The sequence below is a fragment of the Nostoc sp. NMS9 genome, from assembly GCF_017114995.1.
GTDB lineage: Bacteria > Cyanobacteriota > Cyanobacteriia > Cyanobacteriales > Nostocaceae > Nostoc.
This window is the reverse complement of the sequence record NZ_JABXKL010000032.1, coordinates 93,217-106,325: the sequence shown is the minus strand read 5'-3', so window position 1 is coordinate 106,325 and position 13,109 is coordinate 93,217. Positions and strand designations below refer to the sequence as shown.

General features: G+C 43.2%; 10 protein-coding genes. 8 read left to right on the top strand and 2 right to left on the bottom strand.

Features of this window, described 5'->3' with window-relative positions; translation table 11 throughout:
• Positions 1-187 precede the first annotated feature (187 nt).
• The 7 genes from HWQ40_RS11185 (at position 188) to HWQ40_RS11155 (ending at position 7,797) form a co-directional block, all read left to right on the top strand.
• Positions 188-1,651 carry a nicotinate phosphoribosyltransferase gene (locus HWQ40_RS11185; RefSeq protein ID WP_292777684.1) on the top strand — a complete coding sequence of 488 codons (1,464 nt, stop codon included), beginning with the start codon at positions 188-190 and terminating at the stop codon, positions 1,649-1,651.
• Between the two features lie 4 nt (positions 1,652-1,655).
• Entirely contained in the window at positions 1,656-2,255 is a 600-nt protein-coding gene (locus HWQ40_RS11180) for a nicotinate-nucleotide adenylyltransferase (protein WP_292778022.1), read from the top strand.
• Complete coding sequence (locus tag HWQ40_RS11175) at positions 2,216-2,962, top strand: NUDIX domain-containing protein (protein ID WP_012411955.1); 747 nt, start codon at positions 2,216-2,218, stop codon at positions 2,960-2,962. The genes HWQ40_RS11180 and HWQ40_RS11175 overlap by 40 nt, the downstream gene beginning before the upstream one ends.
• A 95-nt stretch (positions 2,963-3,057) precedes the next feature.
• A complete protein-coding gene (locus HWQ40_RS11170) occupies positions 3,058-4,806 on the top strand; it encodes an NAD+ synthase (RefSeq protein WP_292777683.1) in 1,749 nt (582 codons plus the stop codon).
• Positions 4,807-5,200: 394 nt separating this feature from the next.
• Positions 5,201-5,941: a toll/interleukin-1 receptor domain-containing protein gene (locus HWQ40_RS11165; RefSeq protein ID WP_292777682.1), complete on the top strand. Its 741-nt coding sequence runs from the start codon at positions 5,201-5,203 to the stop codon at positions 5,939-5,941.
• A 29-nt stretch (positions 5,942-5,970) separates the two neighbouring features.
• Positions 5,971-7,611, top strand: coding sequence for a toll/interleukin-1 receptor domain-containing protein (locus HWQ40_RS11160; protein WP_292777680.1), 1,641 nt, complete (start codon positions 5,971-5,973; stop codon positions 7,609-7,611).
• Between the two features lie 30 nt (positions 7,612-7,641).
• A complete protein-coding gene (locus HWQ40_RS11155; RefSeq protein ID WP_292777678.1) occupies positions 7,642-7,797 on the top strand; it encodes a hypothetical protein in 156 nt (51 codons plus the stop codon).
• Between the two features lie 327 nt (positions 7,798-8,124).
• On the opposite strand, the gene HWQ40_RS11150 is transcribed toward HWQ40_RS11155, so the two are convergent.
• Positions 8,125-11,127 carry a COR domain-containing protein gene (locus HWQ40_RS11150; protein ID WP_292777675.1) on the bottom strand — a complete coding sequence of 1,001 codons (3,003 nt, stop codon included), beginning with the start codon at positions 11,125-11,127 and terminating at the stop codon, positions 8,125-8,127.
• Between the two features lie 230 nt (positions 11,128-11,357).
• Between HWQ40_RS11150 and HWQ40_RS11145 the strand changes: the two genes are divergently transcribed.
• Positions 11,358-12,251, top strand: a complete 894-nt coding sequence (locus HWQ40_RS11145) for a peptidoglycan-binding protein (RefSeq protein ID WP_292777674.1) — start codon at positions 11,358-11,360, stop codon at positions 12,249-12,251.
• A 93-nt stretch (positions 12,252-12,344) separates the two neighbouring features.
• On the opposite strand, the gene hemJ is transcribed toward HWQ40_RS11145, so the two are convergent.
• Entirely contained in the window at positions 12,345-12,926 is a 582-nt protein-coding gene (gene hemJ, locus HWQ40_RS11140; protein WP_292777673.1) for a protoporphyrinogen oxidase HemJ, read from the bottom strand.
• Positions 12,927-13,109: the final 183 nt, after the last annotated feature.

Below are 13,109 nucleotides of genomic sequence, written 5' to 3'. Positions count from 1 at the left end.
CGATCCGATTAACATTATTGCTAGCTTTTACTATTAAAAAACATTAAGTATTCTATGAAGTTAGTATGAATTTGCCGATAATCTACTGTTCTATGGCAATCTCAGAAAATATACTTGCCGGGAGTTGACATTATTTATGGTAAATATTACCATAAATAAAAGAAGCATCTTGTAAGGAAGCTCTTGCATGACAACTTTGCCAGATTTGGACTATGTACATAAACAGCAAAGCCAGCAGAACCAGGAACTGAACCTTTCTGCCGATGACTACAGCTTGCTGACCGACCTTTACCAGTTGACAATGGCAGCTTGTTACACAGGCGAAGGTATAGAACAACGACGGGCAAGCTTTGAATTGTCTGTCAGACGATTGCCAGAGGGTTTTGGTTATTTGATTGCAATGGGGCTGACGCAGGCATTGGAATATTTAGCCAAAATCCGCTTTAGTTCCGCGCAAATTGCGGCATTACAGGCAACGGGAATTTTTGCTCACGCAGGCGATCGCTTTTGGTCACTTTTAGCTGAGGGAAAGTTTACGGGTGATGTTTGGGCAGTACCAGAAGGGACAGCTGTGTTTGCCAATCAACCACTGTTGCGAGTGGAAGCACCCCTTTGGCAAGCGCAACTAGTAGAAACTTATCTCCTGAATACGATTAATTACCAGACTTTGATTGCCACAAAAGCAGCAAGGTTGCGGGATGTAGCGGGGGAATCAGCAACACTTTTAGAATTTGGCACCAGACGAGCATTTAGCCCCCAAGGGTCTTTGTGGGCGGCACGGGCGGCGTTGGCGGGTGGGTTAGATTCCACTTCCAATGTGTTAGCAGCGCTACAACTGGGACAAAAGCCAAGTGGTACGATGGCACACGCCTTGGTGATGGCGTTGTCAGCAATAGAAGGCACTGAAGAGCAAGCTTTTAGTGCATTTCATCGATATTTTCCGGGTGCGCCGTTGCTGATTGATACTTACGATACCATTGCTGCTGCCCAGCGCTTGGCCGAAAAAGTAAATTCTGGGGAAATGCAATTAACAGGAGTGAGATTGGACTCAGGAGATTTAGTTACCTTATCAAAACAGGTGCGATCGCTCCTTCCCAGTGTGCCAATTTTTGCCAGTGGCGACTTGGACGAGTGGGAAATTGCCAGATTAAAAGCTGCTGGGGCTGAGATTGATGGTTACGGACTGGGAACGCGACTAGTTACAGGTTCGCCTGTCAATGGAGTTTATAAACTTGTAGACATTGATGGCATCCCAGTAATGAAGCAGTCTAGTGGTAAAGTTACTTATCCAGGACGCAAGCAGATTTTTCGCTCGTTTACGGGAGGTAAGGTTAAAGCAGACAGATTGGGACTCTTAGGTGAAATTCTTCTGGAAGAAGAACCTTTATTGCAGTTGGTAGTGCAAGAAGGTGAACGGGTGCAGCCGTTGGAGTCGTTGGCAACAATTCGTCAGCGTACTGCTGTCTCAGTTGCTAGTTTGCCACAAGAAACACGGCGTTTGGATCATCCTGTGGGGGTGCAGGTGGAAATTTCTGCCGCACTGCAACAGTTGACAGAGGAAACCAAGAAACGTAGACGCGCCAGCGGCTTGCCGCAGGCTATCGCAAAGGACGCGTTCGCGGAGCGTCTCGTAGAGAAGGACGCAAAGTAAGATGATGAGAATTGCTTTGTTTGGTACTAGTGCCGATCCACCAACTGCGGGACATCAAAAAATTCTGAGTTGGTTGTCTGAGCGTTATGATTGGGTAGCGGTTTGGGCTGCGGATAATCCATTTAAGTCTCATCAAACACTTTTAGAACATCGGGCGGCAATGTTGCGACTGTTAATTGCGGATATAGACGCGCCACGGCACAATATTGCTTTGGAACAAGAATTAAGCAGCTTCAGAACACTGGAAACAGTGGAAAAAGCAAAGCTTATTTGGGGTGAAGACACTGAATTGACGTTGATTATTGGTTCAGATTTACTCAGTCAGCTACCACGTTGGTATCGCATTGAAGATTTGTTACAGGAAGTGCAACTACTGATTGTACCGCGACCGGGATATGCAATAGATGAGTCTAGTTCAGAGGTAGTGCAAAAGCTGGGAGGGAAAATTGCGATCGCTAGTCTGACCGGTCTAGATGTTTCCTCAACAGCGTACCGCGAACATGGAGATCCCCAAGCCCTCACAGCCCCTGTAGTTGCCTATATTAATCGAGAGCATTTGTACGAATGCCAGGACGTTCACAAAAAAAGATACCAACTCCGTTAAACCAACAACCTTTGGCCGATTTCAAGGTTGGTGTTGATAATGTAATTTTTTCTGTAGATACTGTACAAAATCGGCTGTTAGTTCTACTAGTAATGCGACAGCAAGAACCATTTTTAAATCATTGGAGTCTTCCCGGTACTTTGGTACGTCCAGGAGAGTCTTTAGAAGATGCCGCCTATCGCATTATGGCGGAGAAAATTAAGGTCAACAATCTCTATTTAGAACAACTGTATACATTTGGCGGGCCGAATCGCGATCCACGGGAAGCAACCGATAGTTATGGTGTGCGTTATCTATCAGTTAGTTACTTTGCCCTAGTGCGATTTGAAGAGGCCGAATTGATTGCCGATCGCATGACTGGCATAGCTTGGTATCCAGTCAAACAAGTGCCGCAATTAGCTTTTGACCATAACGAAATTCTGGCTTATGGACATAGGCGGTTACGAAATAAATTAGAGTATAGCCCAGTGGCTTTTGAAGTCTTGCCAGAAATGTTCACCTTGAATGATTTATATCAGTTATACGCCACAGTTTTAGGTGATAACTTTTCCGATTATTCTAATTTTCGAGCGCGTCTACTCAAGTTAGGTTTTTTATGCGATACCGGAATTAAGGTATCACGGGGTGCTGGTCGTCCAGCTAGTTTGTATAAGTTTGACGCCGAAGCTTTTGCTCCCTTAAAGGATAAACCTTTAGTGTTTATTTAATGAACTGCTACATAGAGTTGAAAGTTAAAAGTCAAAACAATTAGTTTTTACTCTTAACTCCTAACTCCTAGCTCCTAACTCCTAACTAACCAAAAATGAAAATTGCGATCGCTCAAATTAATCCTACTATCGGTGATTTGCTTTTAAATGCCCAAAAAATCCTGGAAGCGGCACAACGAGCAGCATCTAGCGGTGCGCGTTTGTTGTTGACACCAGAACTTTCTTTGTGTGGCTATCCACCAAGAGATTTATTACTAAATCCTAGTTTTGTGGAAGCGATGGGCATCACTTTACAAAGCTTGGCTCAGGATTTACCACCAAATTTAGCTGTGTTGGTAGGAACTGTTGAACCGAACCTCAAAGCACATATTAGTGGCGGTAAAACATTATTTAACAGCATAGCTTTGTTAGAGAATGGCAAGGTTAAGCAAGTTTTTCACAAGCGACTTTTGCCTACTTACGATGTCTTTGACGAACGTCGCTATTTTGAAGAAGGCTTGCAAGCTAATTATTTCACTCTCGATGATATCCATATTGGCGTAACCATTTGCGAAGATTTATGGAACGATGAGGAATTTTGGGGCAAACGTAGTTATACAGTGAATCCGATTGCTGACTTAGCAATTTTGGGTGTAGATTTGACTGTAAATTTGTCTGCTTCGCCCTACACAGCTGGTAAGCAACAGTTCCGCGAAATCATGCTCAGGCATAGTGCAGTGCGTTTTCAACAACCGATGATTTACGCTAATCAGGTTGGGGGAAATGACGATCTAATTTTTGATGGGCGTAGTTTTGCCTTGAATCGTCAAGGTGAAATTATGTGTCGCGCCCGTGGTTTTGATACTGATTTATTAATAGTAGAATTTGACGAGGCGCAACGTGATTTGCAGTTGGGTTCTATAGCACCGATGTATGAATCGGAAGATGAAGAAATTTGGCAAGCGTTGGTTTTGGGAGTGCGAGATTACGCCCGCAAGTGTCGCTTTTCTAAAGTAGTGTTGGGTTTAAGTGGCGGGATTGACTCTGCAATAGTAGCTGCGATCGCAACCGCTGCACTTGGTAAAGAAAATGTCCTTGGTGTTCTCATGCCTTCCCCTTACAGTTCCGAGCATTCCATCAGTGATGCTGTGGCGTTAGCCGAAAATTTGGGGATTAAGACTAATCTTTTACCAATTGGCGAGTTAATGCAAGGCTTCGATCAAACATTAGATGATTTGTTTGCGGGTACTGAGTTTGGACTGGCTGAAGAGAATATACAGTCTCGGATTCGCGGTAATTTATTAATGGCGATCGCTAATAAATTTGGCTATCTGCTTTTATCTACTGGTAACAAGTCAGAAATGGCAGTTGGTTACTGTACACTCTACGGCGATATGAATGGCGGGTTAGCAGTGATTGCAGATGTTCCTAAAACCCGTGTGTATTCACTTTGCCAATGGTTAAATCGCAATAATGAAATCATCCCGCAAAACGTTTTGACTAAAGCACCCAGCGCCGAACTCAAACCAGGCCAAGTAGATCAAGACTCTCTACCGCCTTACGAAATTTTGGACGATATTTTGCAACGCCTGATTCACAATCACCAATCAGCAGCGCAAATTGTTGCAGCCGGTCACGATGCGGTGATTGTAGACAGAGTAATTCAAATGGTGGCGCGGGCTGAATTTAAGCGGCGACAAGCACCCCCCGGCTTGAAAATCACCGATCGCGCCTTTGGAACCGGTTGGCGAATGCCAATTGCTAGTAACTGGGTTGGTGTCAAAAACGCCTACCAGACTAAAAGCATAGCAACACCTACCTTAGTCTGTTGGGATGGACAAGATGCACATTCCCAAATCAAATAATTAGTTATCAAACCTCTTCATACCTTGAATTTTTGTTCAAGTCTGTCCCTCTCCGCATCGGAGGGACAGATTTTGCTTAGTAAAACCAGGGAGAGGTCTTTTTATTAGGCTGATTATACCAATTCTGTATGAAGATGCGCTAAACCATACTTAAATACAAGAAAAAAAAACGAACCGCAAAGGACGCAAAGGACACAAAGGACACAAAGAAAGAAAGAAAGAAAGAAGAAGTTAAGAGGGTTTGGCGCAGCCTCACAAAGAAATAGTATTAGACAGACATAATATAAGCCGTTGGAGACTCACGTTAAATAAATATTCTCCGTTTGGGCTTTTATTTTGGGAAAATTAACTTACATACTCTTATACAGCTATTTAATCAAGTAGATTCAAAAATATGTCTAATGCAGTTAAAGTATTTTTTTCCTATGCCCACGAAGATGAAGTTTTGCGTGACAAATTAGCAACTCATCTGAGCATGATGAAACGTCAAGGAGTTATTGAAGCTTGGCACGATCGCGAAATCAGTCCCGGCAGTGAATGGGCAAATGCCATCGATGAAAATCTTGAAGTTGCAGATATCATTCTGCTGCTAGTGAGTGCTGACTTTCTGGCTTCAGATTATTGTTACGACATAGAAATGACACAAGCAATGGAACGACATGAAACGCAGGAAGCTCGTGTAATTCCCATTATTCTCAAGCCCTCAGACTGGAATGATGCGCCTTTTGGTAAACTACAAGCACTTCCCAAAAATGCTAAACCGATTACAACCTGGCAAGACCAAGATGAGGCTTTTTTAAATGTCGCTCAAGGGATTCGTAGAGTAGTGGAAGATATTGCTAAATCTAAACCCTCCTCAACTGCTTCTGGAACTACTACACCTGCGACTTCTAACCCTCCTACAACGAGTGGGGGTTTAACTGAACGCCAGCGCCGCCGATTAGAGCAAGAACGGGATTCACTACAACAACAGTATGACCTGGCTAGCACAAAATTAGGTCGGCTGCGCCAAGCATACGCCATTGAAACTGATGTATCTATAAAGTGGAAACTAGAAGTGCAAATTCAGGAAGCCCAAACAGAACAAAATAGATTAGAGCAGCAGCTTGAGGAATCCGAGCAAAAACTTTTGTAGTTATATTTTAAAACAGCGACAGTATCGCCATGCCCTCAATCAAGTCTATTGAAGTTTTTATTTCTTACCACCAAAAAGATGAAGAACTGCGCCAAGAGTTAGAGAAGCATTTAGCGTCTTTGCGTCGGGAAAACATTATTACAAGTTGGAACGATCGCAAAATCGTCGCTGGGCAAGAAATCAAAGGCGAAATAGATGAGCATTTAAACCAGGCTGGACTTATCCTACTACTAATCAGTTCTGATTTCATGAATTCTGATTATCACTGGACAGTTGAAGTTACACGAGCGTTAGAACAGAATGCAACTAACAAGGCTCGTGTTATCCCAGTGTTGCTACGCTATGCGGATTGGGAAACTCCTCCCATTAATGAACTGTCTCCACTGCCTAGTAATCGCAAACCGATAAAAAGCTGGAATGATCGAGACGAGGCATTCTTAGAAGTTGTTAAGGGAATTAGGGAGGCAGTACGATTAATTGCAAACTCCAATTCCTCACCCCCCAAGCAAACAACCCAAGAACTGGAAGAATCTCAATATCGAGTCACAAGCCTGATCAACGAAGCCGATCATTTGCGCGAAGCTAAAAACTTAGAGGAAGCAGCCCTCAAATACAAAGAAGCCCTAAGCCTTCACCCAAACTCTGTATATGCTCATAATGCACTGGGGATTACGCTGTCCGATCAAGGGAAGTTCTCTGAAGCGATTGCCGCCTACCAAAAAGCCCTGCAAATCGACCCAAACTATGCAAGAGCTCACAATAATCTGGGGATTGCCTTGAAAGACCAAGGCAAGCAAGAGGAAGCAATCGCCATGTATCGCCAAGCCCTGCACCTCGACTCAAACTGTGTAAACGCTCACTATAACCTGGGGTCAGCGCTAGCTCTACAAGGCAAGTATGAAGAAGCAATCGCCGCTTTCCAAAAAGCCTTGCACCTCGACCCAAACGATGCAATAGCTCACTTTAACCTGGGGTTAGTGCTGAGTCTACAAGGTAAGCACAAAAAAGCGATCGCCGCCTTCCAAAAAGCCCTGCAAATCGACCCAAACTATGCAGACGCTCACTATTTCCTGGGGATTATGCTGTACGGTCAAGGAAAGCAAGAGGAAGCGATCACCGCGTATCGCCAAGCCCTGCAAATCGACCCAAACTATGTAGACGCTTACCATAACCTGGGGATTGCGCTGTACGATCAACGGAAGCTCAAAGAAGCGATTGCCGCCTACCAAAAAGCCCTGCAAATCGACCCAAACTTGGCAAACGCTCATAATAACTTGGGGTTAGCGCTGTATGGTCAAGGGAAGTTCTCTGAAGCGATCACCGCCTACCAAAGAGCTTTGCAAATCGACCCAAACTTTGCAATTGCTCACTATAACCTGGGGATAGCGCTGAAAAATCAAGGGAAGTTCTCTGAAGCGATCACCGCCTACCAAACAGCTCTGCAAATCGACCCAAACTTGGCAAACGCTTACAATAACTTGGGGATAGCGCTGTACCATCAAGGGAAGTTGGAAGAAGCGATTGCCGCCTACCAACAAGCTCTGCAAATCGACCCAAACTATGCATCCGCTCACTATAACCTGGGGATTGGGCTGTTGACTCAAGGGAAGCTAAAGCAAGGGATTGCAAAACTGGGAGTGGGAATCTGGAAACGTTTATTTGGTGGGTAAAATATTCTCAGTCTTATTCATCTCAACGATGTGCGATCGCCTGTTGTTAATGATGCGATCGCTGCACCTCAAAGCTTCATCATTGCGCCTTTGAACTCGGAAGTTGCACCTTTGAACACCAATTGTCCAGTTAAAAAGGCGAGCGATCGCCTTCAAAGCTTCATCATTGCGCCTCAGAACTCGTAAGTTGCACCTTTGAACACCAATTGTCCAGTTAAAAAGGCGATCGCTTGACCTTTAACCCTCGAAGTTGCACCTTTAATCCTCGAAACTGCGCTTTTTATCCTCGAAATTGCACTTTTAACCCTCGAAGTTGAGCCTTTAATCCTCGAAGTTGCACCTTTAACCCTCGAAGTTGCGCTTTTTATCCTCAAAGTTGCGCCTTTAACCCTCATCATTCTAATTCTGAACTTAAAGCTTGCACCTCAGAATACAAATTGTCGAGCTAAAAGGGCGTAGGTCTAGCTCATCGGAGACATTGCTCAACCTCTAAGCTCAACCAATGGGTTATTTTTACTCATCTAAACGGCGTGCGATCGCATTCAGCAATGACTCAAAGTCTGATTCGCTGTGAATATCAGGGGTGAGCGTGTTCATATCTTTTAGCAGGTTAGTCAGTTCCGCGATCGTGTTGCGAATCTCAGTGTATTGGTCAATTTCTTCACGAAATCCTTGTAAATTAGCTGCACCAACTTCTTTCATAGCTTCGTCTAATTCTTTAATTTCTTCTTCCCAATGCTTAATATATTTAAGTCTTGCAATCGGTTTATAAATTTGGGCATCTGATAACACAATAGGGAAAATTCGATCATAAAATTCTCCATTTTTAGCAATTTGCACTAGCTCAAACATACAATTGGGAGACTTTAAATACTTGTCACTAATAACTGCGATCGCACATTTACCGCGTCCAATCCGTTCCATGAAGGCTTTAATTAGTCCTTTGTAGCCCAAATCGCGTTTGTCCCGGATGATTTTGATTCCTTTTGCCTGTAAAGTCTCATCCAGTTGATTGACAAATTGCTCACTCTCTCCACCCCAAGCATAAGAGATAAAAATTTCTTTCTCGAATTCCATTGCAGATTGACTATTCATGATGCGTTTTTCTTGCTGCTTGCTATCTTGTAACTGATGCGTCAACAATTCGTTTCTCTCTTGCTCCAGTTCGCTTTGCAACTGTGCAAACTGTGGGTTGAGTTCTCTCTCTGCTCTAAAGCTTTGGAACATGACATCATCAATTAATCTGCGGACATCTACCATTTCATAGCTGTTTTCGCACTCAATTTGGTAACGACCAGCGTTCAAACGTTTGTTGAGTTTTTCCAGAGAGTAGGAATAAGGGGTGGGCAGATTTTTACAAGTTTCGCAGTTACAAGGAACTAAAGTTTGATATTGCAAACGTTCGTAAGAGTTGTGGATTTTTTCGAGTTCATGGGTGACAACAGCCATCAATTCTTTTTTGCGGTTTCCAGCTACACGGATTTTAATTTCCCGTTGATTATAGTTTTCAATGACTTCTGCACGAGTTTGGTCTTTGTTGAGAACAACACCGTTTTTCCAAACGAGTTTTTGCTGTTCAATCCAAGGGTGCGTCTCGACAATAAAGCGGGTGAGGATGCCTTTGGGCATGAATGTATAGGTGTAGCGCAGGATCAGGTTGTTGCGATCGTCCCAGGTATAATCAGCTTTTTCAATAGAAAGCAATTGCGGGGCAATATAAGTGTCACGGCGGCCAGGAATTTCGTAGCAAAGCTTGAACCGCATCATTAATTGCAGGAGTTCATCTCGCATATCTGCATATTCGCCGCTTTTCCAAATATCTTTGAGGTTTTCCTTGGTAAAACAACCTAGCTTTTGCTTGACAGTATAACTGTCCAAAACTTTGTAGACGGCAGTTGTACCCCATTCCGGTTTGAGGATGACGTGGTGTTTGAGTGTAGAATCGTCTTGAAAGTGGAGGCAAACGCCGAGGTCATGTAAATAGCTACTCAAGCGTTTCATGTCTTTACGGTCAGTTAAATTATTGACTTGGCAAAGGTTACAGTATTCTTCAAAGCTGATGTAATTTCGGGAATCGTTCTCTAGAGCGGCTCTGACTCTTACCCAGAGTTTTGGTAGAGGTGTACCAACATGGTCAAGCCTGCTGATGTATAGCTGAATAGCATCTTTAATCTCTGCTAAACCGCGATTAGTATCTAAATTGGTTGCCAGTATTTTCTCCAGATTGCTGAATTCTCCTCGTAACTGACCCCCATTGACTTCGCACTGACGGTCTTGTTTTTCGTTTTTGATGATAAAAACTGGACTTTTGTCGCTCAAGAGTTCGACAACCTTTAGCCACCAGTAAAAGTCAGTGTTTTCTTTGCGAGTGTCAGCAACTAAGGCATAGAGCGATCGCTTGCTGAGGAAAAACTGATGGGTTTGATGGTAGATTTCCTGACCGCCAAAATCCCAGATGTTGACGCGAAAATCTTTACCATTGGGTTGTGTAAAGTGCCACTGGATCACGTCAATTCCTGCGGTTGATTTCTCTTCTAGCTGGAGTTTGTAGTTTTCATCTGCAATTTTCTTGGCTAAAGAAGTTTTACCGGCTCCTCCTTCGCCAATAATCAAGAATTTTGCTTCGTAGAAAGGTTCGGTTTCGGTTGGGTCTTGCACCCGAAAATAGAAATCGAGAATTTCACTCACATCACCCGGATTTTCGGATAAATCCTTCGGCCCCAAAATCTCTGGCGGAATGGGGAGTGGATTTTTACGAAGATCCAGCTTTTTCAGGTTTGACATTTGCCTGATTTCCAGTGGCAGACTGCTCAATTGATTGTTTTCGAGGTAGAGAAATTGCAGGTTGGTGAGTTGTCCAAATTCTGGTGGCAGATTGCTCAGTTGATTTCTGCTGAGGTAGAGGGTTTGCAGGTTGGTGAGTTGTCCAAATCTCGGTGGCAGACTGCTCAGTTGATTGTTTTCGAGGTAGAGAGATTGCAGGTTGGTGAGTTGTCCAAATTTCGGTGGCAGACTGCTCAGTTGATTTCTGCGGAGATCGAGAGATTGCAGGTTGGTGAGTTGGCCAATTTCCGGTGGCAGACTGCTCAGTTGATTTCTGAAGAGGTGGAGGGTTTGCAGGTTGGTGAGTTGGCCAATTTCCGGTGGCAGACTGCTCAGTTGATTACTGCTGAGGTAGAGGGATTGCAGGTTGGTGAGTTGTCCAAATTCTGGTGGCAGACTGCTCAGTCGATTGTTGTTGAGGTCGAGCAATCGCAGGTTAGTGAGTTGTCCAATTTTTGGTGGCAGACTGCTCAGTTGATTGTGGTTGAAGTTGAGCGATTGCAGGTTAGTAAGTTGTCCAATTTCCGGTGACAGACTGCTCAGTTGATTGTTGTAGAGGTTGAGCGATCGCAGGTTGGTGAGTTGTCCAAATTCCGGTGGCAGCGTTGTTAAGCCTTTGCCAGAAAAGTCTAATTCTGTTACCTTGTCTTTGGCAGCTTTTTCAATAATTTCCAGCAGTTCTTCGTTAGTCATTTGGGGTTTTACAGAGGCGATGTCTGACGACGATTTGCTGCTTGGACGCGCAGCAGAGAAATTAAGTTAATTAATAATGTAGCCTGTATCAAGGATTGCATTCAGGCAATGTGCGTGCGATCGCAGACTCCAGATGACATCATATTTCAGGTTAGAGTATAGTTTGAGACGACATCAGTTTTTAAAATGATGTTTATACTTAGAACTCAGTAAATGAAAGCAGGTGCATAATGAAACTACAAGATTTCTTGGGAAAAGATGAGAAATGGTCGTTTGATGCGATCGCAGAAGATGCAGACTTGGCTCGTCAGATTCAGATATTGTTAATCGGCTTAGGTTTGCTGGAACCTCCAGCCGATGGTAAATTTGGCCCTGTATCTGTGATATCGCTCAAAAAGTTTCAAGAATTAATAAAGACTGAAGAGAGTGGCTTTTTAGGAGCAGTCACAGCCAAGAAACTAATTGAAACCAAAATAGATGATCTTCCTAAACCCCCTTTAAAACTAGGCAATGACATCGCTAGTAAGATTGTGAAATATATGCTATCCAAAGGTTATCAGGTATTTACCAATCCCAAAGAATACAACATTGTTTATGTAGAGGGTATCAATAGAGACTGGACTCTCAATAGTGATACACCCAATCAATTCAATGATCGGCGGATTGTGATTGAAGTAGTAAATGGTGTTCCCAAAATCGTAGATCACTGGGAAGCGACTACAGAACCAGGGAGGTACTACACTTATAATCCGATGAATCCCAAAGGAGCAGCTAGGATTCAGTTTGGACAATACAAAGCTTGGGCTGTGGGTACTCACGGCACAGCAGAGCCTCATGAAGCGTTAGTGCAAGTTGGAGATATAACAGTTTGTAGAGATTTCAACCAAGATTTTAAACGAACTGGCGACAAGCTTGATACAGGTGATAATTTTTATGTGAATCAACACTACGGCTTTGATTTTCCCCAGAATGATATTCGTCTTGCCAGTGCAGGTTGTTTAGTGGGACGTAGCCGTGAGGGACATAGAGAGTTTATGGCGATTATTAAACAAGACCGCCGTTATGTGGCTAATCGCAAATATACTTTTTACACTACCGTGATTCCTGGGGATGATTTACTGTAAACATTTCCAGGATAAGGTAATGGTTAATTGGTAGCATTTATTGTTGTGATGCAAGATTTAGTAAGGTAGCCCAGCTGTGCTACCTTACTTTGTCTAACTTTGTTCTTGTGGTTGCCCTATCTGTGCCGTCAGTTTCTCTTTATCCTGTCTGCGTTTTTTGGCGTAAAGTTGAATAGTGACTGCCATCAAAATAATCATGGCGAAAATAGCCCAGGCAGCAATATCTGTAGGTAGATTATTCTTAAACACAGCCAGCAAAACGATCGCTACTAACATAACTGTAGGCGCTTCATTTAAAGCACGTAATTGCTGACTATTCCAGCGACATTCATTTACTGCTAATTTCTTCATCAGCCGAGCGCAGTAATGATGATAGCCAATTAAAATAACCACAAACAGCAGTTTGATATGCAACCAACCCTCTTTTAAAATATCCGGTTCAGTGCTTACTAAACCGATGGCCATTGCGATCGTCACAAACATTCCTGGGTTAGTGATGATATAGTAAAGGCGCTTTTCCATAATTTGATACTGATTTTTCAGTATCGTTTGTGCTGGTTCAGGTTCAAGGTTCGCTTCAACGTGATAGATAAAAAGACGTACTAGGTAGAATAAACCAGCGAACCAAACTACAAATCCGACAATATGAAAGGCTTTAAACCATGAATAAGCCATGAATCATAATCTCCTTTACTTGTGGTTGCGATCCATTTTTAATGGTAATAAAAAGTAGTCAGGAGCCAGAATTCAGAATTTAGAATATTCCACCCGTTAAAGGATGGAGTTTTAACAAGAAATAACATTTGAATTCTGCCACTCAATCTTCCATTTAGTGGACTACAGTGATAATTTTGCATC

Excerpts from the sequence above, each read along its gene's own strand:
- HWQ40_RS11185 (WP_292777684.1), top strand. The coding sequence starts at position 188 with ATGACAACTTTGCCAGATTTGGACTATGTACATAAACAGCAAAGCCAG.
- HWQ40_RS11180 (WP_292778022.1), top strand. The coding sequence starts at position 1,656 with ATGAGAATTGCTTTGTTTGGTACTAGTGCCGATCCACCAACTGCGGGA.
- HWQ40_RS11175 (WP_012411955.1), top strand. The coding sequence starts at position 2,216 with ATGCCAGGACGTTCACAAAAAAAGATACCAACTCCGTTAAACCAACAA.
- HWQ40_RS11170 (WP_292777683.1), top strand. The coding sequence starts at position 3,058 with ATGAAAATTGCGATCGCTCAAATTAATCCTACTATCGGTGATTTGCTT.
- HWQ40_RS11165 (WP_292777682.1), top strand. The coding sequence starts at position 5,201 with ATGTCTAATGCAGTTAAAGTATTTTTTTCCTATGCCCACGAAGATGAA.
- HWQ40_RS11160 (WP_292777680.1), top strand. The coding sequence starts at position 5,971 with ATGCCCTCAATCAAGTCTATTGAAGTTTTTATTTCTTACCACCAAAAA.
- HWQ40_RS11150 (WP_292777675.1), bottom strand. The coding sequence starts at position 11,127 with ATGACTAACGAAGAACTGCTGGAAATTATTGAAAAAGCTGCCAAAGAC.
- HWQ40_RS11145 (WP_292777674.1), top strand. The coding sequence starts at position 11,358 with ATGAAACTACAAGATTTCTTGGGAAAAGATGAGAAATGGTCGTTTGAT.
- hemJ (WP_292777673.1), bottom strand. The coding sequence starts at position 12,926 with ATGGCTTATTCATGGTTTAAAGCCTTTCATATTGTCGGATTTGTAGTT.